General features: G+C 64.0%; 24 protein-coding genes. 19 read left to right on the forward strand and 5 right to left on the reverse strand.

All coding sequences use genetic code 11. The features are described from left to right. Positions 1-24 precede the first annotated feature (24 nt). From radA to fliD, 3 genes are all read left to right on the forward strand, one after another. Positions 25-1,398 (forward strand): DNA repair protein RadA, encoded by a 1,374-nt coding sequence (gene radA / locus E1742_RS25585; protein ID WP_134387825.1) that lies wholly within the window; start codon positions 25-27, stop codon positions 1,396-1,398. A gap of 34 nt (positions 1,399-1,432) precedes the next feature. After that, entirely contained in the window at positions 1,433-1,756 is a 324-nt protein-coding gene (locus tag E1742_RS25590; RefSeq protein WP_229466352.1) for a PilZ domain-containing protein, read from the forward strand. Between the two features lie 94 nt (positions 1,757-1,850). Beyond that, positions 1,851-3,239, forward strand: coding sequence for a flagellar filament capping protein FliD (gene fliD / locus E1742_RS25595; RefSeq protein WP_229466354.1), 1,389 nt, complete (start codon positions 1,851-1,853; stop codon positions 3,237-3,239). A gap of 133 nt (positions 3,240-3,372) precedes the next feature. Here the strand turns inward: fliD and E1742_RS25600 are convergent, their stop codons facing one another. The 4 genes from E1742_RS25600 to ppk1 all read right to left on the reverse strand — a co-directional run bounded on the left by E1742_RS25600 (position 3,373) and on the right by ppk1 (position 7,490). Next, entirely contained in the window at positions 3,373-4,422 is a 1,050-nt protein-coding gene (locus tag E1742_RS25600; RefSeq protein ID WP_229466356.1) for a patatin-like phospholipase family protein, read from the reverse strand. A gap of 219 nt (positions 4,423-4,641) precedes the next feature. Beyond that, entirely contained in the window at positions 4,642-4,764 is a 123-nt protein-coding gene (locus tag E1742_RS27115; protein WP_259772418.1) for a hypothetical protein, read from the reverse strand. 127 nt (positions 4,765-4,891) lie between these two features. Further along, positions 4,892-5,353, reverse strand: a complete 462-nt coding sequence (sixA, locus tag E1742_RS25605) for a phosphohistidine phosphatase SixA (protein WP_134387827.1) — start codon at positions 5,351-5,353, stop codon at positions 4,892-4,894. Positions 5,354-5,372: 19 nt separating this feature from the next. Continuing rightward, a complete protein-coding gene (ppk1, locus tag E1742_RS25610; RefSeq protein WP_134387828.1) occupies positions 5,373-7,490 on the reverse strand; it encodes a polyphosphate kinase 1 in 2,118 nt (705 codons plus the stop codon). A gap of 305 nt (positions 7,491-7,795) precedes the next feature. Between ppk1 and pstS the strand changes: the two genes are divergently transcribed. The 15 genes from pstS (at position 7,796) to E1742_RS25685 (ending at position 23,409) form a co-directional block, all read left to right on the forward strand. After that, on the forward strand, positions 7,796-8,821 hold the full coding sequence (gene pstS / locus E1742_RS25615; protein ID WP_371860185.1) for a phosphate ABC transporter substrate-binding protein PstS: 1,026 nt from the start codon (positions 7,796-7,798) through the stop codon (positions 8,819-8,821). A 173-nt stretch (positions 8,822-8,994) separates the two neighbouring features. After that, complete coding sequence (gene pstC, locus E1742_RS25620; protein ID WP_371860243.1) at positions 8,995-9,939, forward strand: phosphate ABC transporter permease subunit PstC; 945 nt, start codon at positions 8,995-8,997, stop codon at positions 9,937-9,939. Next, the gene (pstA, locus tag E1742_RS25625; protein WP_134387831.1) at positions 9,939-10,799 is read left to right on the forward strand and encodes a phosphate ABC transporter permease PstA; all 861 of its coding nucleotides are present in this window, start codon (positions 9,939-9,941) and stop codon (positions 10,797-10,799) included. The genes pstC and pstA overlap by 1 nt, the downstream gene beginning before the upstream one ends. A 44-nt stretch (positions 10,800-10,843) precedes the next feature. Continuing rightward, entirely contained in the window at positions 10,844-11,653 is an 810-nt protein-coding gene (gene pstB, locus E1742_RS25630) for a phosphate ABC transporter ATP-binding protein PstB (protein ID WP_229466887.1), read from the forward strand. A gap of 27 nt (positions 11,654-11,680) precedes the next feature. Continuing rightward, positions 11,681-12,397 (forward strand): phosphate signaling complex protein PhoU, encoded by a 717-nt coding sequence (gene phoU, locus E1742_RS25635; protein ID WP_134387832.1) that lies wholly within the window; start codon positions 11,681-11,683, stop codon positions 12,395-12,397. A 9-nt stretch (positions 12,398-12,406) separates the two neighbouring features. After that, the gene (phoB, locus tag E1742_RS25640) at positions 12,407-13,099 is read left to right on the forward strand and encodes a phosphate regulon transcriptional regulator PhoB (protein WP_134387833.1); all 693 of its coding nucleotides are present in this window, start codon (positions 12,407-12,409) and stop codon (positions 13,097-13,099) included. 7 nt (positions 13,100-13,106) lie between these two features. Next, complete coding sequence (phoR, locus tag E1742_RS25645; RefSeq protein ID WP_134387834.1) at positions 13,107-14,423, forward strand: phosphate regulon sensor histidine kinase PhoR; 1,317 nt, start codon at positions 13,107-13,109, stop codon at positions 14,421-14,423. Positions 14,424-14,538: 115 nt separating this feature from the next. Continuing rightward, the gene (locus E1742_RS25650) at positions 14,539-15,540 is read left to right on the forward strand and encodes a patatin-like phospholipase family protein (RefSeq protein WP_134387835.1); all 1,002 of its coding nucleotides are present in this window, start codon (positions 14,539-14,541) and stop codon (positions 15,538-15,540) included. Positions 15,541-15,567: 27 nt separating this feature from the next. Further along, a complete protein-coding gene (locus tag E1742_RS25655) occupies positions 15,568-15,972 on the forward strand; it encodes a GlcG/HbpS family heme-binding protein (protein WP_134387836.1) in 405 nt (134 codons plus the stop codon). Positions 15,973-16,076: 104 nt separating this feature from the next. Next, positions 16,077-16,784 (forward strand): PEP-CTERM sorting domain-containing protein, encoded by a 708-nt coding sequence (locus tag E1742_RS25660; protein WP_134387837.1) that lies wholly within the window; start codon positions 16,077-16,079, stop codon positions 16,782-16,784. A 177-nt stretch (positions 16,785-16,961) separates the two neighbouring features. After that, entirely contained in the window at positions 16,962-17,696 is a 735-nt protein-coding gene (locus E1742_RS27005) for a PEP-CTERM sorting domain-containing protein (RefSeq protein ID WP_229466358.1), read from the forward strand. 289 nt (positions 17,697-17,985) lie between these two features. Beyond that, positions 17,986-19,149, forward strand: a complete 1,164-nt coding sequence (carA, locus tag E1742_RS25670) for a glutamine-hydrolyzing carbamoyl-phosphate synthase small subunit (protein ID WP_134387838.1) — start codon at positions 17,986-17,988, stop codon at positions 19,147-19,149. 2 nt (positions 19,150-19,151) lie between these two features. Continuing rightward, positions 19,152-22,382, forward strand: coding sequence for a carbamoyl-phosphate synthase large subunit (gene carB, locus E1742_RS25675; protein WP_134387839.1), 3,231 nt, complete (start codon positions 19,152-19,154; stop codon positions 22,380-22,382). 107 nt (positions 22,383-22,489) lie between these two features. Next, positions 22,490-22,966, forward strand: coding sequence for a transcription elongation factor GreA (greA, locus tag E1742_RS25680; protein WP_134387840.1), 477 nt, complete (start codon positions 22,490-22,492; stop codon positions 22,964-22,966). Beyond that, positions 22,966-23,409, forward strand: coding sequence for a DUF4149 domain-containing protein (locus E1742_RS25685; RefSeq protein WP_189568788.1), 444 nt, complete (start codon positions 22,966-22,968; stop codon positions 23,407-23,409). The genes greA and E1742_RS25685 overlap by 1 nt, the downstream gene beginning before the upstream one ends. 98 nt (positions 23,410-23,507) lie before the next feature. Here the strand turns inward: E1742_RS25685 and yhbY are convergent, their stop codons facing one another. Beyond that, positions 23,508-23,972, reverse strand: coding sequence for a ribosome assembly RNA-binding protein YhbY (gene yhbY, locus E1742_RS25690; protein ID WP_134387842.1), 465 nt, complete (start codon positions 23,970-23,972; stop codon positions 23,508-23,510). A 43-nt stretch (positions 23,973-24,015) separates the two neighbouring features. Here yhbY and E1742_RS25695 point away from each other — a divergent pair, with 43 nt between their 5' ends. Further along, positions 24,016-24,681, forward strand: coding sequence for an RlmE family RNA methyltransferase (locus E1742_RS25695; protein ID WP_134387843.1), 666 nt, complete (start codon positions 24,016-24,018; stop codon positions 24,679-24,681). The last annotated feature ends 283 nt before the right edge of the window (positions 24,682-24,964 follow it).

Below are 24,964 nucleotides of genomic sequence, written 5' to 3' on the forward strand. Positions count from 1 at the left end.
GACTCACGGACACAGGACCGCCGCATGGCAAAAGCAAAGACGAATTACACATGCAGCGAATGCGGCGGCACCACCAACAAATGGACGGGCCAGTGCCCCGCGTGCCGGCAGTGGAACACGATGGTGGAAACCGTCGTCGAGAGCGCCGGCAACAACCGGCTGTCGCAGGGCCACCAGGCGCTGGCGCAGACGGCGCCCGTGCTGTCGCTGCACGAGATCGAGGCGCTCGACGTGCCCCGTTTCGGTACGGGCATCGAGGAGTTCGACCGTGTGCTGGGCGGCGGGCTGGTGGCGGGCGGCGTCGTGCTGATCGGCGGCGACCCCGGCATCGGCAAGTCGACGCTGCTGCTGCAGGCGCTGGCGGAGATGTCGCGCGCGCGCAGCGTGCTGTACGTGTCGGGCGAGGAGTCCGGCGCGCAGATCGCGCTGCGGGCGAAACGGCTCGCCATCGATGCGAAGGACTTCAAGCTGCAGGCCGAGATCCAGCTGGAGAAGATTCTCGGCACGCTGGCCGACGTCAAGCCGCAGGTGGCCGTCATCGACTCGATCCAGACGCTGTATTCGGATGCGCTGACCTCGGCCCCCGGTTCCGTGGCCCAGGTACGCGAGTGCGCGGCCCAGCTGACGCGGGTGGCCAAGCAGACGGGCGTGACGATCATCCTCGTTGGCCACGTGACGAAGGAAGGCGCGCTGGCGGGGCCGCGCGTGCTGGAACACATCGTCGACACGGTGCTGTACTTCGAAGGCGACAGCCATTCCAGCTTCCGCCTGGTGCGCGCCATCAAGAACCGCTTCGGCGCCGTCAACGAGCTTGGCGTGTTTGCCATGACGGAAAAGGGCCTGAAGGGCGTATCGAATCCATCCGCGCTGTTCCTGTCGCAGCACGACAACCAGGTGCCCGGATCCTGCGTGATGGTGACCCAGGAGGGCACGCGTCCGCTGCTCGTCGAGATCCAGGCGCTGGTCGATGCCAGCCACCTGCCGAACGCGCGCCGGCTGTCCGTCGGCCTGGAACAGAACCGGCTGGCGATGCTGCTGGCCGTGCTGCACCGGCACGCCGGCATCGCCGCGTTTGACCAGGATGTGTTCATCAATGCCGTCGGTGGCGTGAAGATCACGGAGCCGGCGGCCGACCTGGCCGTGCTGCTGGCGATTAACTCGTCGATGCGCAACAAGCCGCTGCCGCGCGGGTTTGTCGTATTTGGCGAAGTGGGCCTGGCGGGCGAAATCCGTCCCGCGCCGCGCGGCCAGGAGCGCCTGCGCGAGGCAACCAAGCTGGGCTTCTCGATTGCCATGATCCCGAAAGCGAACGCGCCGAAGCAGCCCATCGAAGGGATGACGATCATCGCCGTCGACCGCATCGACGATGCGTTCAACCGCTTGCGCGAATTGCAGTGACCATGCTTTCCAACAGTTAACCGGGGATGCGACAGTGAGCGAAGAACAGAGACAGAACGCGCGCAAGATCTTGCGCGCCCGGGCCATGCTTGTACTGGACGGCGCCGAGCCGATGCCGGCGCGCACGGTCGACATCAGCCTGGGCGGCGTTTCCGTCACAGCCGAGTACAAGGCGAACGCCGGGCAGACGGGCCAGGTGATGTTCGAGATGCTGGTGGACGGCAAGCCGACGGTGCTCAACTGCCGCGTCAAGGTGGCACACTGTATTTTCAGTGGCAACGGATTCAGGGTCGGATGCATGTTCCAGGGCGTGTTGTCGCCACAAGCGAACGCGGCCATTACTCGGTATATGAAGTAACCTGTTGTTGCCAGAGTCGGGTAAAAACCGGTCTTTTCCGGCTTTTGATTTCTTGGCAGCATGAAATAATGGTACAGTCCATTCTGGAGGTTCCATGAATACCAACGCCAGCAATATCCTCTCTTCTCTTTACGGCAAGCCTGCCGGCTCGACCACGGGCATGTACGGTGGCACGACTGGCGCCACCGGCGGCATGTCACCGGCCGTCGCGGCGCGCGTGCAGCAGGCGCTGCAGGGACAGAAGGGCACCATCGACAAGCTCAACAGCAGCCTGACGCAGGACCAGACCAGGCTGTCCGGCCTGGGCCAGCTGCAAAGCGCGCTGGCCGCGTTCGGTACGCTGGCGGACGGCATCTCCGGTGCCGGCCTGGCCACGTCGGCCACGTCGTCCGCCAAGGGCGTACTGGCGGCTGCGACGGGCGCGGGCGCAAAGGCGGGGACGTACACGGTGGACGTGCGCCAGCTGGCGCAAAACCAGATCGTCAACAGCGCCACCCTGCCGCTGGCCGACAGCAAGCTCGGGACGGGCAGCCCGGCCACGGTGAAGATCGATATTGGCACGTTGACGGCGGACGGCTTCAAGCCGGACAGCCAGGCCGGCAAGACCATCACGATCGACAGCGGCAACAACACACTGGAAGGCATTGCCAAGGCGCTCAAGGCGGCGGGTGTGGACGCGGCCGTTGTCAAAGGGGAGGGCGGTTATTCGCTGCAGGTCAAGGGCAAGGACGGCGCCGCGCAGGCGGTGCGCATCGGTGTGACGGGCGACGCGGCGCTGAAGGCAGCCATCGGTTTCGACCCGGCCGCACCGGAGGCGACGGGCATGAAGCAGGCGCAGGCAGCCCAGGACGCGCTGCTGACGGTGGACGGCAAGGAAGTCGCCAGCGCCAGCAACACCGTGGGCACGGCCATTGCGGGCACGACCTTGACCTTGACGGGCAAGGGCGCGACGAACGTTACCGTCAGCCAGGACACGAGCGGCATCGGCAAGAACGTCGCCGCGTTCGTCCAGGGCTACAACGACCTGACGGCCCGGCTGGCCACATTGCAGTCCGGCGCGCTGAAGGGCGATACGACGCTGACCAACGTCAGCAACCAGCTGGCGCAGCTGGTGCGCGTGGGCGGCGCCGTCAACGGCCTGGCGGACGCCGGCATCACGCAGGATGCCAAGGGCAACCTGGTGCTGGACGAGAAGAAGCTCAATGCGGCCATCGCCGCGGATCCGCAGGCAGTGACGAAACTGTTCACCAACGATGGCCGCGGCATCGCCGACAAGCTGGACAAGAAAATCGACGCCTTTTCCGCGGACGGCGGCACCATCGCCCGCTCGCGCAAGCAGGTCACCCGCGAACTGGATACGCTGACGGAGCGCAAGGAAAAAATGGCCAGGTCGCTGACCGTCCAGGCGCAGGCGCTGGCGAATCTGTACACGATGCAGGAGCAGTCAGGCGGTACCGGGACGCTCCTCGATTTGCTGGGCTAGAACGGGCTCATCAGCCGGATTTTGGGGCGCTTGAGAAGGGCCGGGTTCAGACCCGCCGGGTCTGAACCCGGAACTCATCAGCCGGATCGGTAACGCTTGAGAAGGGCCGCGTCTGACCCGAAGCCCGAATGCGTCAAGCGCGCAGCCCTTGATCGGCGAAGAACACCGGCGACGGGTCCAGCGTCGAGTGCGTGCCGACGGCATGCCAGTTTTCGCGCAGCCACGTCTCGGCTGCAGCAACGCCCTGGGCGTGCAACTGCTGCAGGAACGGCAGATCGCCAATGAACTTGCTGGAGATAGCGTAGTTGCCCAGCACATCGGTGCCACTGATCAGGTGCAGCCGCATGGCTTCCAGCGCCATCGATGCGCCGCGTTGCTCGTCCGGCACGCCGCCCACGTGCGTCAGCGAGCTGATTTCCCGCACGAAGCTGATGTTGAACGCGACCTCGTTGGCCCGGTTGCTGATGTCCGCCATGCTGCGCGGCATCGTGGAGCGAGCGATCGGATTGTTCTGCACGACGATGACGTCGCGTGCCTCGCGTCCCTGTAATGGCGCCAGCGGTGGATTGGCGACGAAGCTGCCGTCCCAGTAGCTTTCCCCATCGACTTCCACCGCCGCAAACACCGTCGGCAGGCAGGCCGATGCGAGCAGGCGTTGCGCATCCATTTCCGCCCGCATGAACAGCTTGCCCGTGCCCGTGCGGACATTGGTAGCGGCCACATACAGCTCGATCTCCTCACAGGCGCGTACCCGTTCGAAGTTGATCAGGCTGGAAAAGATATTGCGCAGCGGGTTGTGCGTGACGGGCGTTTGCAGCACGGGGCCCATGATGGCCCCGGCCGCTTCCATCATGTGGTAGAGCGGGTTCGATTCCACCGACCAGCCGCCGCTCATGAAGTCGATGGGCGTGGGCCGGAGCGGGGTGAACAGCGCCAGTGTGCCAAGCCCTGTCCAGAAGCGACGCAGCGCGGCCTGAGCGCCCTGGCGACCGCCGCCCTGCGCGTAGCCGTCCGCCAGCACGACGGCGTTGACGGCGCCGGAGCTGCTGCCGCCGATGGCGTCAATGGCGATATCTTCCTCCAGCAGGCGGTCAAGCACGCCCCAGGTGAACGCGCCGTAGGTACCCCCGCCTTGCAGGCCGAGGCTGATGGTTTTTCGAGTGTCGGTTTTAACGATATGCAAGTGAACCTCCGTAGACTGTGCGGTCCGCGTCGTTGCGCGGGCTTGCGATGGAGTCTACCGGGGTTGCGGATGTTGCGGCGCAGCATAGCTTTGCAACGGGTGGATCGCTGCGGCCTGCACGTCGGGACGATCTCGAAAACACAGGTTCCGCAGCAAACCGTGGGACGGCACGGGCTGCTGCGGAGCCTTGCTCGGGCAAAGCGATTGCTTCAGGTGCGACTAATCTTCCTCGTGATAATGGTCGGTCAGCTTGCGGCGCGAGCCGCGACCTTCCGACACGATTTCAAACGCGATCAGCGCCACCGTCGCAATGGCGATGCCGATCGTCAGCAGAGTAGGCATGATATTTCGGGCCGCCTTGCGGTAGTCCGCTCCCTTGGTTGATACAGTTAGACTGTAGCAGGCGCATTGGCCATTACAAGGGCGCCGCGTTATTTTTTACGTTCTGCCGGCTGTTGATTTCACATTCTTACTTCACGACGAGATCGGCCGACATCACCGCCTTCAGTACGACGGGCTCGTCCGGATCGCGCTGGACGAACCACCACGCCCCCGCCTTTTTCATCTCCCAATCCAGCGGCTCGCCCGTCAGCAGCAGCGCCGCGACCTGGCCCAGGGTCGGCTGGTGGCCGACGATGACGACGGTTTCCCGGCCGGCCGGCCAGTTGGCGGCCTGCAGGATGGCTTCCGGTTCGGCGCCAGGGGCGAGCTCGGCATGCGTCTTGTACTTGCGCCCCAGCCCTTCGGCCGTCTGCACGGTACGCACGGCGGGGCTGACGAGGATGCGGCAGTTTTCCGGCAGCTGGGAGTCGAGCCACTTGCCCATGCGCTTGGCCTGCTTCTGTCCTTTTGGCGTCAGCGCGCGCTCCAGGTCCGGCAGTTCTTCGTGACCGGGCTCCGCTTCGGCGTGGCGCCACAGTATCAGATCCATCCATTCTCCTTTTGTGCGTTCAGGCCGTGGGCGGCGGAGCCGTCTCCGCCACCGTCCCGAGATTATGCATCAGGTGGCGCTGCGCGCTGAACGGTTCCTGCTTGGCGCGCGGTTTGCGGCGCTGGTAGTGTCCGCTTGAATCGAGTTCCCATGCGTTCTGGTTGTCCTTCAGGTAGGGATGCAGCCCCTCGGCCATGACGCGCCGCTTAAGCGCCCGGTCCAGCACGGGGAACGCCACCTCGATGCGGCGGAACAGGTTGCGGTTCATCCAGTCCGCGCTGGCCAGGTAGACGTCGTGCTTCAGGTCGTTGCGGAAATAATAGATGCGGCTGTGTTCCAGGAAGCGGCCGATGATCGAACGCACCTTGATGTTTTCCGACAGCCCCTCGACGCCGGGCCGCAACGTGCACGCGCCGCGCACGATCAGGTCGATGCGCACGCCGTCCTGCGACGCCGCGTACAGCGCGCGGATCACGGACTCGTCCACGAGCGCGTTGACCTTGACGATGATGCGCGCCGGCTTGCCGGACTTGGCGATCCTGGCCTCGTTGCGGATCGCCTTGATGATCTGGTCCTGCAGCGCGAACGGCGCCAGCCAGATGTGGTTGAGCTTGTGCGGCTTGGCCAGGCTGGTCAGGTGCATGAACACTTCGTTGACGTCGCGGCCCATCTCCTCGTTCGACGTCAGCACGCCGAAGTCCGTATAGAACTTGGTGGTCGTCGGGTGGTAGTTACCCGTGCCGAGGTGGGCATAGTAGCGCAGCACGCCGCTGTCGCCGGGACCTTCGCGGCGGATCACCAGGGCGATCTTCGCGTGCGTCTTCAGTCCGACGACGCCGTACACCACCTGGGCGCCGGCCTGCTCCAGCTTGTCGGCCCAGTTGATATTGGCTTCCTCGTCGAAGCGGGCCATCAGTTCCACGACGACCGTGACTTCCTTGCCCAGCCGGGCCGCCAGGATCAGCGCTTCCATCAGGTCCGAGTTCATGCCGGTACGATAGACCGTCTGCTTGATGGCGACGACGCACGGGTCCGTCGCGGCGCTGCGGATGAAGTCGATCACCGTCTGGAACGACTGGAACGGATGGTGCAGCAGCATGTCGTGCCGGCGCAGCGTGGCGAAGATGTCGTTGTTGACGGTCTTGTTGTGGACACCGGGCATGAACGGCGGGAAGCGCAGCTCCGGCTTCTTCATATGGTCGGCGATCTCGTTCAGGCGCACCAGGTTGACGGGGCCGTCCACCTGGTACAGGCGCGACTTGTCCAGGCCGAACTGGTCAAGCAGGAATTCGGACAGGCCCGGCGGGCAGTTCTTCGCCACTTCCAGGCGCACGGAGCGGCCGAACTGGCGGCCTGCCAGCTCGCCCTTCAACGCCTGGCGCAGATTCTTGACCTCATCCTCGTCCACCCACAGGTCGGAATCGCGCGTCACGCGGAACTGGGAATACGCCAGCACCTCGCGACCGGCAAACAGGTCGGACACGTGTGCATGAATAATGGAAGAGAGCAGGCAGAACGACACGCCGGGCCGGTCCGACAGCTCGGCCGGCAGCGGGATGATGCGGGGCAGCACGCGCGGCGCCTTGATGATCGCAATGGCCGTGCCGCGGCCGAACGCGTCCTTGCCGGACAGCGCGACAATGAAGTTCAGGCTCTTGTTGACCACTTGCGGGAACGGGTGAGCCGGATCGAGGCCGATCGGCGTGAGCAGCGGACGCACCTCGCGTTCGAAGTATTCCTTGACCCAGGCACGCTGCGCCTCGGTGCGCTGATTGTGACGGACGACGTGCACGCCGTTCTGCTCGAGCAGCGGCAGCACTTCCGTATTCAATATCTCGTACTGGCGCGCCACCAGCGCGTGGCACTCGGCGCTGACGCGGTTCAGGTTGGCAGTCAGGGCAGGGTGCTCGGACAGCACGCCGTCCACGCTGGCAGCCGCCAGCAGGCTGGCCACGCGCACTTCGAAGAATTCGTCCAGATTGCTGCTGCAGATGCACAGGTAGCGAAGTCGCTCCAGTACGGGAATCGAGGGGTCCTCCGCCTGGGCCAGAACGCGGCGGTTGAAGGCAAGCTGGGACAGCTCGCGGTCGAGGAATAGGGCCGGGCGGGCAAGTTCCGCACGAGTTTCTGGCTTCATGGACTTGTCACTTATTCTATTCATATCTACAACTATTTTAACGCCACCGGGACGCGCGTGGGCTCGATGACAGTGTAGAGGTCGAATATGACAGGATGATGACTTCCTGCCAACAGATTATGACAACGGAGGAATGCGGGTTTCCCGCTCATCAGTAAGCAACTGTTTTGACCCTTTGACACCTCAATTGCGAAATATTTCATGAAGCGCCGCTCCTGTCATAAAGCTGTCATATTGCGTCTTTAAACTCCGTCGCATTCTCAACCCCCTCCCAGAGGAACTTTGATATGCGTATGAAACAGTTGATGGCCTCCATGATCGTAGGCGCTTCCGCAGCTATGGCCTTCACGACCGTCGCCGCGGCGGACATGACCGGCGCCGGTGCTACCTTCCCATATCCGATTTACGCCAAGTGGGCTGAATCGTACAAGGCCGCCACGGGCAATGGCCTGAACTACGCCTCCGTCGGTTCCGGCGCCGGCATCAAGCAGATCAAGGCCAAGACCGTCGACTTCGGCGCGTCGGACAAGCCTTTGAAGGCGGAAGAGCTCGACGAAGCGGGCCTGATGCAGTTCCCTGCCATCATGGGCGGCGTCGTCACCATCGTCAACCTGGACGGCATTACGCCCGGCCAGATGAAACTGACGGGCCAGGTCGTGGGCGACATCTTCCTGGGCAAGATTACCAAGTGGAACGACCCGGCGATCGCCGCGCTGAACCCTGGCGTCAAGCTGCCGGCTGAAGACATCACCGTCGTGCACCGCGCCGACAGCTCCGGCACGTCGTTCCTGTTCACGGACTTCCTGTCCAAGACCAATGCCGAATTCAAGACGAAAGTCGGCGCCGACGCGGCCGTGAAATGGCCGACCGGCGTGGGCGGCAAGGGCAACGAGGGCGTGGCCGCCAACGTGCAGCGCATCAAGGGCGCCATCGGCTACGTCGAGTGGGCCTACGCCAAGAAGAACAAGATGTCGCATACCCAGCTGAAGAACAAGGATGGCGTGTTCCTGCAGCCGGACGACGAGAACTTCAAGGCCGCCGCCGCCAACGCCGAGTGGACCAAGACGCCAGGCTTCGGCGTCGTGCTGACCGACCAGCCGGGCAAGGCTTCCTGGCCGATCACGGGCGTGTCGTACATCCTGATGCACAAGCAGCAGGCCGACGCCGCCAAGGGCAAGGAAGTCATCAAGTTCTTCGACTGGGCCTTCGCCAACGGCGACAAGTCCGCCATCGAACTGGACTTCGTGCCGATGCCTGACACGGTCGTCAAGCAGGTGCAGGCTTCGTGGAAGCAGAACCTGAAGGACGCTTCCGGCAAGTCGCTGTATTAATTCTCCGATAGTCCCCTCGCCCGAGGGGGCTAGCAGTGACTCTCGGCGCCAGGGCCACCTGTCGAGAGTCACTGCTAGCTGTCAAATCCCATAAGAAAATGTCCATGAGCGCAGAAATTTCCACCGTCCCCGTGACGGAGCCGCCGGTGGCCGACACCGTCTCCCACAAGGCCATGCTGTCCGTGATGCGCCGCCAGCGCGTGCAGGATTTCATCTTCCACAAGGTGACGATGCTGTTCGCGCTGTCGGTGCTGTTTGTCCTGATCGGCATCATCATCTCCCTGATGATCGGTGCCATGCCGGCCCTGAAAGCGTTCGGTCCCGGCTTCATTACCCGCGTCGAGTGGGATCCCATCAACGACGAGTATGGCGCCCTGATCGCCATCGTCGGCACCTTGTCCACCGCGGCGATCGCGCTGATCATCGCTTTCCCCGTCAGCTTCGGCATCGCGCTGTTCCTGACGGAGATCTGCCCGCCGTGGCTGCGCCGCCCGCTGGGCACCGCCGTCGAGCTGCTGGCCGGCGTGCCGTCGATCATCTACGGCATGTGGGGCCTGTTCGTGTTCGCGCCGTTGTTCGGCGACTACGTGCAGCCGTTTCTCAAATCCACCATCGGCGCGCTGCCGATTATCGGCGAACTGTTCCGCGGCCCGACGATGGGCATCGGCATCCTCACCGCTGGCCTGATCCTGGCCGTGATGATCATCCCGTTCATCTCGTCGGTGATGCGCGACGTGTTCGAGATCGTGCCCGCCGTGCTGAAGGAGTCCGCGTATGGCCTGGGCTGCACCCGCTGGGAAGTGGTGCGCAAGATCGTGCTGCCGTACACGAAGACGGGCGTCGTCGGCGGCGTCATGCTCGGTCTGGGCCGCGCGCTGGGCGAAACGATGGCCGTGACCTTCGTCATCGGCAACGCCAACAAGCTGTCCGCTTCGCTGTTCGCGCCGGGCAACTCGATTGCCTCCACCCTGGCCAACGAATTCGCCGAGGCCGCAACGCCGCTGCACGTGTCGTCGCTGTACTCGCTGGCCCTGATCCTCTTCGTCATCACGTTCATCGTGCTGTCCGCCGCCAAGCTGATGCTGGCCGGGATGTCGCGCAAGGAAGGCGTCAAATAATGCACTCTACTCCAGTCAACAAGGTCTATCGCAAGCGCCTGCTGCGGCACCGCGTCGGCATCGCCCTGTCGGTGTTCGCCATGTCGCTCGGCATCGCCGTGCTGCTGTGGATTCTTGCCACCCTCCTGATCAACGGCGTGCAGGCGCTGACCCCGGCCCTGTTCACGCAGACGACGCCGGCCCCGGGCAGCGAAGGCGGCGGCCTGATGAACGCCATCGTCGGCAGCCTGATGATGGTGGGCCTGTCCACGCTGGTCTCGACGCCGGTCGGCATCCTGGCCGGCATCTATCTCGCCGAATACGGCGAGGAGAACAAGCTGGCGCAGGTCACCCGCTTCGTGACGGACATCATGCTGTCGGCACCGTCGATCGTCATCGGCCTGTTTGTCTACACGCTGTACGTCGCCAACGTCAATCACTTCTCCGGTTATGCCGGTTCGATCGCGCTGTCGCTGATTGCCGTGCCGGTCGTAGTCCGTACCACCGACAACATGCTGCGTCTCGTGCCCAACAGCCTGCTGGAAGCGGCGTTCGCGCTTGGCGCGCCGCGCTGGAAGGTCGCGATGATGGTGCGCCTGCGCGCCGTCAAGGCCGGCGTCATCACCGGCGTGCTGCTGGCCGTGGCCCGCGTCTCGGGCGAAACCGCACCGCTGCTGTTCACGGCGCTGAACAACCAGTTCTTCAGCGTGGACATGAACAAGCCGATGGCCAACCTGCCATACGTGATCTACCAGTTCGCGATGAGCCCGTACGACAACTGGCGCGAGCTGGCCTGGGCCGGCGCGCTGCTCGTCACCTTCTCCGTGCTGGCGCTGAACATCATTTCGCGCACGCTGTTCTCCCAGAAGATCCCGAACTGAGTCCGGAGCCGGCCATGCTGAACCACACCGAATCGAGCCCGAATATGAACATCAATGTAAACAAGGCGGCACCCGCGGCCGTCCCGACATCCCGTCCGGCCAGCAAGATCATCGAGATCAAGGGCCTGAATTTCTACTACGGGAAAACCCGCAGCCTGTCCAACGTCAACCTGGACATCCACGAGAAGCAGGTCACGGCCTTCATCGGACCGTCCGGCTGCGGCAAGTCCACGTTGCTGCGCACGCTGAACCGCATGTACGACCTGTACCCGGGCCAGCGCGCCGAAGGCACGATCGCCTACCGCGGCCGCAATATCCTGGAAGCGGACCAGGACGTGAACATGCTGCGCGCCAAGGTCGGCATGGTATTCCAGAAGCCGACGCCGTTCCCCATGTCCATCTACGACAACATCGCCTTTGGCGTGCGCCTGTACGAGGACCTGTCGAAAGGCGAGATGGACGAGCGCGTGGAGTGGGCGCTGAAAAAAGCGGCCCTGTGGACGGAAGTGAAGGACAAGCTGGGCAAGAGCGGCCTGTCGCTGTCCGGCGGCCAGCAGCAGCGCCTTTGCATCGCCCGCGGCGTCGCGGTGAAGCCTGACGTGCTGCTGCTGGACGAGCCGACGTCCGCGCTGGACCCGATCTCCACGTCGAAAGTGGAAGAGCTGATCAGCGAACTGAAACAGGACTACACGATCGCCATCGTCACGCACAATATGCAGCAGGCGGCGCGCTGCTCGGACTACACGGCGTACATGTACCTGGGCGAGCTGGTGGAGTTCGGCGAGACGGACCAGATCTTCATGAACCCGGCGCGCAAGGAAACGCAGGATTACATCACCGGCCGCTTCGGCTGATCTGAGAACAATAACGGGAGAGCAGCCATGATGGGCGAACATTCATCGAAACAGTACGACCACGACCTGGAAGCGATCCGCTCCAAGGTGCTGCTGATGGGCGGCATGGTCGAAACCCAGTTCCTGGACGCGATGACGTGCTTCAGGATCGGCAACGTGGAACGGGCCGAGCGCGTGATCCGCGAGGACGACGCCGTCAACCAGCTGGAAGTGCAGCTGGACGACCAGTGCAGCCACCTGATCGTGCGCCGCCAGCCGGCCGCCAACGACCTGCGCACGATCATGGCGACGATCAAGGTCATCACCGACCTGGAACGCATCGGCGACGAAGCGACCAAAATCGCCCGCACGGCCAAGAGCCTGCATTCGCGCGGCGCCGTCACCGTCAACCATTACGAAATGGTGCGCACGATCGCGACGGCCACCAGCGACATGCTGCACGATGCGCTCGACGCCTTTGCCCGGAACGACCACAATCAGGCCTTGCAGCTGATTGCCCAGGATGCGGTGATCGACCACGAGTTCCGCTCGATCATGCGCAACCTGATTACGTTCATGATGGAAGATCCGCGTACAATTTCGGCTGCGCTGGACACGATGTGGGTGGCCAAGGCCATCGAGCGCATCGGCGACCACGCCAAGAACATCGCCGAATACGTGATCTACGTGGTCGAGGGGCGCGATATCCGTCACAGCAAGCCGGCCGGCGTCGCCACGGACATCGCCGAGACCAAGGAAATCTAAGTACATAGCATGGCATCCGACAAAACGACCGTACTGATTGTTGAAGACGAACCCGCCATTGTCGAACTGGTGACATTCTCGCTGCGCGAGGCAGGCTGGAACTGCTGCGCGGTGCAGAGTACCGCCGAGGCGTGGGACTTCATCCACGAGCGCAAGCCGCAGCTGATCCTGCTGGACTGGATGCTGCCGGACCAGAGCGGTCTGCGCCTGCTGGCGCGCATTCGCGGCGACCGCCACTTTGCCGATATTCCCGTCATCATGCTGACGGCGAAAAGCATGGAAGAGGACAAGCTGGCGGGCCTGAACAGCGGCGCCGACGACTACATCACGAAGCCGTTTTCACCGCGCGAACTGCTGGCCCGGGCGCGCGCGCTGCTGCGCCGCAAGAGCCCGGAGCACGCCGATTCGGCCATGCGCGCCGGTCCCGTCACGCTCGATCCGGTCAGCTGCACGGTCACGATGGGCGAGAACAAGATCGACATCGGCCATGCGGAATACAAGCTGCTCAAGTTCTTCCTGGCGCATCCCGAGCGCGTGTTCTCGCGCAGCCAGCTGCTCGACAAGGTGTGGGGCGACCACGTCGTGATCGAGGAGCGCACGGTGGACGTCCACGTGCTGCGGCTGAGGAAGGCGCTGAAGGAAGCGGAGCACCTGATCAAGACGGTGCGCAGCGTGGGCTACATGCTGTCGGAAAAAGCATAGGATCGAGATGAACCCGAAACTGCTGTTCTGGGTACCGGTGGCGCTGCGGCTGGCGTTCGGCGCGGCCGGCGTGGGCGTGTTGTGGTGGTGGCTGGGCCCCACGACGGCACTGTGGACCGCGCTGCTGCTGGTGCTCGGGATGGCCCTGGTGCAACTTCATTACCTGTTCCAGCTGTCCGGCTGGCTGGACAATCCCCACAGCGCCAAGCTGCCCGACGGCTGGGGCGAATGGACGCCCGTGTTCTCGCGCCTGTACCGCATGCGCCGGGACGACGAGAAGAACAAGGCCGAATTGACCGAATGGCTGGCCCGCTTCCGCCAGGCCATGCATCTGCTGCCGGACGGCGTCGTCATCATGGACGACGTACTGTTCCTTGAATGGTGCAACCCGGCCGCGGAAGAGCATCTGGGCCTGCGCCAGGAGCGCGACAAGGGCATGCGGGTGACGAACCTCGTGCGCAGCCCGGACTTCATGGACTACCTGATCCTGGGCCGCTACGATCAGCCGCTGACGTTGTCGTTCCGCGGCCGCAAGCTGATCGTCCACATCATCCCGTTCGAGAACCGCCGCCAGATCCTCGTCACGCACGACGTGACGGAAACGGAGCGCACGGACATGATGCGCCGCGACTTCATCGCCAACGCGTCGCACGAGCTGCGCACGCCGCTGACCGTGATCGTCGGCTTCCTGGAGATCGCCGCGTCCGAACAGCTCGACAAGGACACCCGCCAGGCCCACCTGAAACTGATGATGGAGCAGGGCCACCGCATGCAGCACCTGATCGAGGACATGCTGACCCTGTCGCGCCTGGAGTCGCTGGATCATCCGATGCGCGCCGAGCGGGTCGACGTCGTCCAGCTGCTGCAGCGGGTACAGCGCGACGCCCAGGCCCTGTCGACCGGCAAGCACGAGATCACGCTGGACGTGCAGGGCGGCGACGTCATGGGCAGCTGCGACGAGTTGTACAGCGCGTTCGGCAACCTCGCCGCCAATGCGGTGCGCTACACGCCGGCCGGCGGGCGCATCGACCTGCGCTGGGAAGACACGGCCTCCGGCGTGCGCTTTGTCGTGCGGGACAACGGCATCGGCATCAGCCGCGAACACATCAGCCGGCTGACGGAGCGCTTCTACCGCGTCGACAAGAGCCGCTCGCGCGAGACGCAGGGCACGGGCCTGGGCCTGGCCATCGTCAAGCACGTGCTGCTGCGGCACAGCGGCACCCTGACGATCGAATCCGAGCCGGGCAAAGGCAGTACCTTTACCGTCAACCTGCCGAAGTCGCTGACGGCTTCGCCCGCGCAGCTGGCCGCCCACGCCGCCTGATTCGCCTCGATCCACTCAGCCTTGCCTCCCCCGCGGGGGATGGGCCCGACCCCGATGTTACAATCGCGGCGGCCGCGTGCAGCGGCACTGTCTTCCCACACCGCCGATCGAGTACATGTACCTAAAACGCCTTATCGCGTGCGCGCTGGCCGCAGCCCTGCTGGCCGGTTGCACGACCACTGCCACCAATAGCCCCACTGCGCCGGGCACGCCGCCGGTCGCCGCGACCGCGCCAGCACTGCCGCCGGTGATCCCGCCGGCCCTCGCCGACTCCACGGCCAACGTCGTCCCGGTGCCAGTGGCGCCGCGCAAGGTGAAGATCGGGCTGGCGCTGGGCGGCGGCGCGGCGCGGGGCTTTGCGCATATCGGCGTCATCAAGGCGCTGGAAGCGAACGGCATCGTGCCCGACATCGTCGTCGGCACCAGTGCCGGCAGCGTCGTGGGTGCGCTGTACGCGGCCGGGAACAACGCCGCCACCCTGCAGCGGCTGGCCTACGACATGGACGAGGCAGCGATTTCCGACTGGGCGCTGCCGCTGTTCGGTACCAAGTCCGGCGTGCTCAAAGGCGAAGCGCTGCAAAGCTACGTCAACAAGGCCGTCAGGAACCGGCCGATCGAGAAACTGAAGCTGCCCTTCGGCGCCGTCGCGGCGGACCTGAAGACGGGCCAGCCAATCCTCTTTACACGCGGGAACACGGGCATGGCCGTGCGCGCCAGCTCGGCCGTGCCGGGCGTGTTCCAGCCCGTTACCATCGGCAGCCGTACGTATGTGGATGGCGGCCTGGTGGCGCCCGTGCCCGTGCGTTTCGCCAAAGAGATGGGCGCGGAGTTCATCATCGCCGTCAATATCTCCACGCAGACGGAAGCGCAGGCCGCCGTGTCGTCGCTGGAAGTGATCATGCAGACGTTCTCCATCATGGGCCAGCGCATCAACCAGTACGAGTTGCGCGACGCCGACATCGTCATCCAGCCACCGCTGGGCACGATGGCCAGCAACGATTTCGCCGGCCGCGCGCGGGCAATGAGCGCGGGCGAGAAGTCCACGCTGGCCGCGATGGCGCAGATCAGGCAAAAGCTCAAGGCGCGCCGCGAAGCGCCTGCCGCAGCCGCGCAATAGTCCCCATCACCACCTGAAAGGAATTCCATGCAATCGAAGCCGTACCTGACCCTGCTTGATGTCAAGAAAATCGCTGCCGCGGCGGAACATGAAGCGCTGACGAACAACTGGGCCGTGTCGATCGCCATCGTCGACGACGGCGGCCACCTGCTGTGGCAGCAGCGCCTGGACGGCGCCGCGCCGCTGACGTCGTACATCGCGCCGGCCAAGGCAAAAACCTCGGCCCTGGGCCGGCGCGAGTCGCGCGTCTACGAAGAGATCATCAATAACGGCCGTGTGGCGTTCCTGTCCGCACCGGAAGTGGAAGGGCTGCTGGAAGGCGGCGTCAATATCGTTGTCGACGGTCACACGATCGGCGCCGTGGGCGTGTCCGGCGTGAAGTCGATCGAGGATGCGCAGATTGCCAAGGCCGGCATCGCCGCGCTGGGCTGATTTGTTCGCTTGTAAAAAAAGCTAGCATTCAGAGCAATCTGCCTGCCGCGGCCCCACCGGCAGCGGTTAGACTGCATGGCTCCACTTTTTGATCAGGAGTAGCCATGCAAGCATTACTTTCGCGCGCCGTGCTGACGGGATCTTTGCTGACCGCCGGTACGGTCCAGGCGGCCATCGACACGCACGCGTTCACCTTAGGTGCCGTGCCTACCTATCCCTACGCGGACATCACCTTGCTGAGCGACACCGCCACCCGTGCCACCTTCGCGCTGGACGGGCTGGCACAGGGCCTGCGCAGCGACGTCGACTCGACCGGCGAAGCATGGGCGACGGCCGATACGCCATGGCAGAACTTCTACGACATCACCGTCCGGGACGGCTACCGGATCACGGGCATGACGGTCACGGGCACCTTCCACGGGGCGCTGGCTGGCCACGCCGATAACGATATCGGCGTGGCCTTTCTTGCGTGGGCACCCGGCAGCGAACCGGTATGGTCGTCCCCCGCAGACGCGGCGGGCCTGAACGGCGAGCGGGGCTGGTCGATCGGCACGGGGCCGACGTCGCTGGACGGGACGGTCGTGCTCGGTTTCCTGGCCAGCGCATCGAGCTACGCTGCCAGCACGTGGCAGCCCGACGCCGGGACATGGCTGGGATCGTCGGCACAGATCGGTGCACGCGACCTGGTGCTCAGCATCGAGGTCGCGCCCGTGCCAGAGCCGCAGGCGTGGTTGATGTTGCTGGTGGGAACTGCCGTCGCAGGTGCCTGGCGTGCGCATGTGTCGGCAGCACGCAACGGCGCGCGCCGATAGCGGGTCGTCGGCGCCCGAAGCGGCGTTCTACGTCGAGTAATGGGCGCTGCGGGCCTGGCGCCGGTGCTACACTGGTTCACACGGCCGGTCTTGAGCGGGATCAGCCGGAACCATCGAAGTCCGCTCAGTTCAACTGCAAGCGGGCGTTGCGCCCGGCATTAACCCACGGAGGAATGCATGAAAGCATTGATGGCCGGGCTGGCGCTCGGTATGGCGGTATTCGGTACGGCCGCGCATGCGGAACCCATCCATATCGAATCGGCGGGCGTGGTGCTGGACAACTTGCCCGGCTTTACGGAAGACCGCGTCAGCGTGCTGGCAAACAGTGCCGACGTGCTCCAGCTGTCGTTGACCGAACTGATCAACCGCAACAGCCAGGGTGGCGCGGGCTGGTCCGCGTTCGACGACCAGGGCACGTTCCGGCAGACGATCAGCAACTATGCGTCGGGCTATCAGCTCAGCGTCAGGGAAGGCTATACGCTTTCGCTGATCACGCTCGAGATCCGGTTTGGCGGCCAGTTGCAGCAGGCGCAGTCGCCCATCGATCCGCCCGGCGAAGCGCTGAATTACACGCGCAATGACGTGCAGCTGGTCAACGCAGGCTCGGTCGTGCAGTCCGACGTGCGCCGGATCGACAACCTGAACGGCTCGCAGCAGGTGACGCTGACATTCTGGGACCTGGCGTGGGCGGAAACGGTCGCGCTGGAACTGCAATCGGAGGTGTGGATGGGCGCACAGGGCATTGCGCCCAACGGCCTCCTGCCTGGCCTGCCGTCGTTCTCATCGATGAACGTCACGGATGCCGTGCTGACGATCCGTACGACGGTCTTGCCAGTGCCGGAGCCTGGCACCTATGCGATGTTGCTGGCTGGCCTGGCGCTGGTCGGCGTGGCGGGCCGCCGTCGCAAATAAGTATTCGCCCCCGGGGGCCGGGTGCCTGCGTCGCGCAAGGCGGCGGGGAACGGTGCCGTCTCCCGATTCTCGTCCACCCCCGGTTTCTTTGCAGGCTCCGCTGCGGATCCAGCATTGCCGGCCCTGGCATTTTGAGCTATAATTCAAAGGTTTAGCCAATTCATATCCGTCGTAGCGCCTACATTACTATCCCATCATCATCTGACCCCCAGCCTGGCTTCGCCCGGCTAATTTTTTATGCGGGTCGTCTGACGTGGCGCTGCTGCGGTAACTTTCTCAGGAGTTGCCCTTGCCGCCGTTTTTTTCAGGCCCATCCGTTCCAGCCATCCTGGCCCTTGCTGACGGAACCATCTTCAAAGGTGTTTCGATCGGCGCCGCCGGCCACACGACCGGCGAAGTCGTGTTCAATACTTCCATCACCGGCTATCAGGAGATCCTGACCGACCCCAGCTACTCGCGCCAGGTCGTCACGCTGACCTACCCGCACATCGGCAACTACGGCATCAATGCCGAGGACGTCGAAGCCGCCAAAGTCCACGCCGCCGGCCTCATCATTCGTGACCTGCCGCTGCTGGCTTCGAACTTCCGCTCTACCCAGTCGCTGTCCGATTACCTGAAGGCCGAGAACGTTGTCGCCATCGCCGGCATCGACACCCGCAAGCTGACGCGCCTGCTGCGCGAAAAAGGCGCGCAGGGCGGCGCCATCCTGACGGGCACGCTGGGCAACGAGCCGTCCGTCGCGCAGGCTGTCGAGCTGGCGCGTTCGTTCCCCGGCCTGGCCGGCATGGACCTGGCCAAGGTCGTGACGACGAAGGCGCCGTACGAGTTCACGGAAACGGAATGGCAGCTGGGCGAGGGCTACGGCAAGGTGGAGAGCCCGCGCTTCCACGTCGTTGCCTTCGACTATGGCGTCAAGCGCAACATCCTGCGCATGCTGGCCGCGCGCGGCTGCAAGGTCACCGTGCTGCCGGCACAGTCGACGGCCGCCGATGCGCTGGCGCTGAACCCGGACGGCATTTTTCTCGCCAACGGTCCCGGCGATCCGGAGCCGTGCGATTATGCGATCGCCGCCACGCGCGAGCTGATGGCGAAGAAGATCCCCACGTTCGGCATCTGCCTGGGCCACCAGATCATGGCGCTCGCTTCCGGCGCGAAGACGCTGAAGATGAAGTTCGGCCACCACGGCGCCAACCACCCGGTACAGGACCTCGATTCGAAGCAGGTGCTGATCACGTCGCAGAACCACGGCTTCGCCGTCGATGCGGCGACGTTGCCGGAAAACTGCCGCGTGACGCACGTCTCGCTGTTCGACGGTTCGCTGCAGGGCTTTGCCCGCACCGACACGCCCGCGTTCTGCTTCCAGGGCCACCCGGAAGCCTCGCCCGGCCCGACCGACGTCTCGTACCTGTTTGACCGCTTCATCTCGATGATGGAAGCCGCGGAGAAGAAATAAAAATGCCAAAACGTTTAGACATCAAAAGCATCCTGATTATCGGCTCCGGCCCGATCGTGATCGGCCAGGCCTGCGAATTCGACTACTCCGGCGCCCAGGCCTGCAAGGCCCTGCGTGAAGAAGGCTACAAGGTCATCCTCGTCAACAGCAATCCGGCCACGATCATGACGGACCCGGAAATGGCCGACGTCACGTACATCGAGCCGATCACGTGGCAGGTCGTCGAGCGCATCCTGGACAAGGAGCGTCCGGACGCGATCCTGCCGACGATGGGCGGCCAGACGGCGTTGAACTGCGCGCTGGACCTGCACCGGCACGGCATTCTTGACAAGTACAATGTGGAGCTGATCGGCGCGACGCCGGAAGCGATCGACAAGGCCGAGGACCGCTCCAAGTTCAAGGACGCGATGACGAAGATCGGCCTGGGTTCGGCCAAGTCCGGCGTGGCGCATTCGATGGAAGAGTCGTGGGCGGTGCAGCGCGAGCTGGGCTTCCCGACGATCATCCGGCCGTCGTTCACGATGGGCGGCTCCGGCGGCGGCATCGCCTACAACGAAGAGGAATTCGAAGCCATCTGCAAGCGCGGCCTGGAAGCCTCGCCCACGTCCGAGCTGCTGATCGAAGAGTCGCTGCTGGGCTGGAAAGAGTACGAGATGGAAGTGGTGCGCGACAAGGCGGACAACTGCATCATCATCTGCTCGATCGAGAACCTGGACCCGATGGGCGTGCACACGGGCGACTCGATCACCGTGGCCCCGGCGCAGACCCTGACGGACAAGGAATACCAGATCATGCGCAACGCCAGTCTGGCGGTGCTGCGCGAGATCGGCGTCGACACGGGCGGCTCGAACGTGCAGTTCTCGATCAACCCGAAGGACGGCCGCATGATCGTCATCGAGATGAACCCGCGCGTGTCGCGTTCGTCCGCGCTGGCATCGAAGGCGACCGGCTTCCCGATCGCGAAAGTGGCGGCCAAGCTGGCCGTCGGCTTCACGCTCGACGAGCTGCGCAACGAGATCACGGGCGGCGCCACGCCGGCGTCGTTCGAGCCGTCGATCGACTACGTCGTGACGAAGATCCCCCGTTTCGCGTTCGAGAAATTCCCGACCGCGGACGATCACCTGACCACTCAGATGAAGTCCGTCGGCGAAGTGATGGCGATGGGCCGCACGTTCCAGGAATCGTTCCAGAAAGCGCTGCGCGGCCTGGAAGTGGGCGTCGACGGCATGAACCAGAAGACCGTCGACCGCGAGAAGATCGAAGAGGAACTGGGCGAGCCGGGTCCGGAGCGCATCTGGTACGTGGGCGACGCGTTTGCCCAGGGCTTCACGCTGGAAGAGGTGCACAACCTGACCAAGATCGATCCGTGGTTCCTGGTGCAGATCAAGGAAATCGTCGACCTGGAACTCTGGCTCGACACGCAGAAGCTGGAGAACCTGGACAAGAACACCCTGTACCGCCTGAAGCAGAAAGGCTTCTCGGACCGCCGCCTGGCCTACCTGCTGCAGACGACGGATCTTGAGGTGCGCACGCGCCGCCGCGAGCTGGGCATCCGCCCGGTCTACAAACGCGTGGACACCTGCGCCGCCGAATTCGCCACGAACACGGCCTACATGTACTCCACGTATGACGAAGAGTGCGAGTCGAATCCGACCGACAGGAAGAAGATCATGGTGCTGGGCGGCGGTCCGAACCGCATCGGCCAGGGCATCGAGTTCGACTACTGCTGCGTGCACGCCGCGCTGGCGATGCGCGAAGACGGCTACGAGACCATCATGGTCAACTGCAATCCCGAGACCGTCTCGACCGACTACGACACGTCCGACCGCCTGTACTTCGAATCGCTGACCTTGGAAGACGTGCTGGAAATCGTCGAGCTGGAAAAGCCGGTCGGCGTGATCGTGCAGTACGGCGGCCAGACGCCTTTGAAGCTGGCGCTGGACCTGGAAAAATACGGCGTGCCGATCGTCGGCACGTCGCCGGACATGATCGACGCGGCCGAAGACCGCGAGCGCTTCCAGAAGCTGCTGCACGACCTGAATCTGCGTCAGCCGCCGAACCGTACCGCCCGTACCGAGGAAGAAGCACTGCGCCTGGCGCAGGAGATCGGCTACCCGCTGGTGGTGCGTCCTTCGTACGTGCTGGGCGGCCGCGCGATGGAAATCGTGCACGAGCAGCGCGACCTGGAGCGCTACATGCGCGAGGCGGTCAAGGTATCGCACGACTCGCCGGTGCTGCTGGATCGCTTCCTGAACGACGCCATCGAATGCGACGTGGACTGCATCTCAGACGGCGAAACGACGTTCATCGGCGGCGTGATGGAGCACATCGAACAGGCCGGCGTCCACTCGGGCGACTCGGCGTGCTCGCTGCCACCGTATTCGCTGGCACAGGACACGATCGACGAACTGAAACGCCAGACGGCGCTGATGGCCAAGGGCCTGAACGTGGTCGGCCTGATGAACGTGCAGTTCGCCATCCAGAAACAGGAGCTCGACGGTGTCGAGAAAGACGTCGTGTTCGTGCTGGAAGTGAACCCGCGCGCGTCGCGCACGGTGCCGTTCGTGTCGAAGGCGACGGGCCTGCAGCTGGCCAAGATCGCCGCGCGGTGCATGGTCGGCCAGACCCTGGCTTCGCAGGGCATCACGCAGGAAGTCGTGCCGCCGTACTACAGCGTCAAGGAAGCCGTGTTCCCGTTCGTGAAGTTCCCCGGTGTCGATACGATCCTGGGACCGGAAATGAAGTCCACGGGTGAAGTGATGGGCGTGGGCCAGACGTTTGCCGAGGCGTTCGTCAAGTCGCAGCTGGGCGCGGGCGTGAAGCTGCCGAAATCGGGCAAGGTGTTCCTGTCGGTGAAGGCTTCCGACAAGCCGCGCGCCGTGAAGGTGGCGCGCGACCTGGTCGATGCCGGCTTCTCGCTGGTGGCGACGAAAGGCACGGCGGCCGTGATCGCGGCGGCGGGCATTCCCGTCACGGCCGTCAACAAGGTGGCCGAAGGCCGGCCGCACGTGGTCGACATGATCAAGAACCACGAGATTGCGCTGGTCATCAATACGGTGGAAGAGAAGCGCAGCGCCATCGTCGATTCGCGTACGATCCGCACGTCGTCGCTGGCGGCGCGCGTGACGACCTACACGACGATCGCCGGCGCGGAAGCGGCGGTGGCCGGCATCCGTCACCTGGACGAGATGCGCGTGTACGATTTACAAGGTCTGCATAAAACCTTACACTAAGCCTTTACGCAGTTCGCCGGGTCGCAGGGCCCGGCAGCAGGACCAAAACAGAGCCCGCGCCATTGGCCCGGGCTCTGTGCTTTTTTCAATTCACCACGAGACAACACATGAATTCTGTTCCACTGACCAAGTACGGCGCCGAGCTGCTGAAAGAAGAGCTGCACCAGCTGAAGACTAAGGAACGCCGCATTGTCATCGATGCGATCGCCGAAGCGCGTTCGCACGGCGACCTGTCGGAAAACGCGGAATACGACGCGGCCAAGGAGCGCCAGGCGTTTGTCGAAGGCCGCATCGCGGAGCTGGAAGGCAAGCTGTCCTCCGCGCAGATCATCGATCCGGCCACGCTGGATGCCGACGGCCGTGTCGTCTTCGGCGCCACCGTCGACCTGGAAGACCTGGAGTCGGGCCAGAAGGTCAGCTACCAGATCGTCGGCACCGACGAAGCGGACATCAAGGTCAATAAAGTGTCCGTCACGTCGCCGATCGCCCGCGCGCTGATCGGCAAGTCGGCCGGCGACGTCGTCGAAGTGCAGGCGCCGTCCGGCCCGCGCGAGTACGAAATCCTCGAAGTGCGTTACGTCTGATGCTGGGCAAGCTGCGGCTGCTGGTGGCCGTGATCTGGGCCGGCAGCCTGTGGACGGTCGGCTACCTGGTGGCGCCGACGCTGTTTGCAACGCTGTCCGACCGCGTCCTGGCCGGCACGATCGCCGGCAGTATGTTCCATATGGAAGCGCTGTTGTCGCTGGGCTGCGCGTGCGCGCTGCTGGTGCTGCTGCGCTTCGGCACGGAAGGCTGGACCAGCCAGCGCCGCCGCACGGTGCTGGCGCTGATCGCCGCAATGGCGCTGTGCACGGTTGTCAGTCATTTCGGCCTGCAGCCGATGATGGCGGAGCTGAAAGCGGCGGCAGGGCCGGGAGGGGTGATGGAGTCGGCAGGGAAGGAACGCTTCGGCATGCTGCACGGCATCTCGAGCACCATCTACCTGGTGCAGAGCGTTCTCGCGGGCTGGCTGATCCTGAAGCAGTAAAAACCCGGGACAGCCCCCTGTTTGAGGCAATGTTGCCAAAATCGGGGGCTGTCCCCGAATTTTGGTAACAAAAAAGCGGGCCAAGCCCGCTTCTGAAGTTAGCCCAGCGATTTCTTCTGGCTGGTCTGGCGCTTCTTGGCGCGCTTGATGGTGCCGCCTTCGGTGACCCGTTCGTTGCCCTTCAGCATAACCTTGCTGACGGATGGCTTCTTGGTGCCGCTGGCGCTGGGTTTGACGATGGTGACCATGCGCATGCCCTTGCCGGACTTGGCGGCGCGGGCCTTTTCCGCTTCCTTTTTCGGGCGGTACAGCACCAGCAGTTTGCCGATGTGCTGCACCGGCGCCGCTTCCAGCTCCGCGGAAATGCGTTCGTACATTTCGATGCGGGCTTCACGGTCGTCGCCGAAGACGCGCACCTTGATCAGGCCATGGGAGTCGAGGCCCAGATCGATTTCCTTCATGACGGCTTCGGTCAGGCCGGCTTCCCCAATGAGGACGATAGGCTTGAGCGCGTGGGCTTCTGCGCGCAGGGCGCTGCGCTCAACGGGTGTCAGTTTCAACATATAAATTTCTAGTGGTTCTCTTTAAAAGCAGTATTCTACGCGAATGGCAAAGAACAAATTAAACAAAAACTGGTTGCACGACCACATTAACGATCCGTATGTGAAGGCAGCCCAGAAGGATGGCTACCGCGCGCGCGCCGCTTACAAGCTCAAGGAGATCGACGAAGACGAAAAACTGATCAAGCCGGGACAGGTCATCGTCGACCTCGGCTGCACGCCCGGCAGCTGGGGGCAGTACACCCGGCGCAAGCTGGCCGGCAAGGAGGGCGGCGGCATCAACGGGACCATTATCGGCCTGGACATCCTGCCGATGGAGCCCATTGCCGACATGCATTTCCTGCAAGGCGATTTCCGCGAAGAGGAGGTGCTGGGCCGGCTTGCCGAGGTGTTGCAGGGACGCAAATGCGACCTGGTGCTCTCCGATATGGCGCCGAATCTGTCTGGCATCGCATCGGCCGACGCGGCGCGCATGGAAGACCTGATCGACCTGGCCATTGAGTTCTCGCAAATGCACCTGAAACCAGGCGGCGCATTGTTGGTCAAATGTTTCAAGGATATGGGATTCTCCCAGATCGTCGAGAAGTTCCGTGCCGAATTCAAGACGGTCACGCAGAAAAAGCCGAAGGCCAGCAGGGTGAAATCCTCGGAAATCTTCCTGCTGGGCCGGGGATTGAAAAATCCCGCGGCAACGCATCCGGAAACCAGGTAAAAGTTGTGGCCGGCTCTTGTAATCGGAGCCGGCACCCGCACATCCATGCGGACCACCCGCGTCCCGTGCCTTCGATGTCCGTCTCGGTCCGGGCAGGTTGCAGGGGGTCGGCCCGGAACAGGGCCGGTTGTATGGATGTTGTGCCGATTTCGCACGGCCACGCATATATGGATGAGCTTCTTTGCGTCATTCGTTTGCGCCGGGCGGTTGAAAACGGTGCGGACGACCCGTTTCGGGCGTCCCATTGGGCAGGTTTGTAGCATGGCCTGCGCATTGCGAGTAA

The organism is Pseudoduganella plicata (assembly GCF_004421005.1).
GTDB lineage: Bacteria > Pseudomonadota > Gammaproteobacteria > Burkholderiales > Burkholderiaceae_D > Rugamonas > Rugamonas plicata.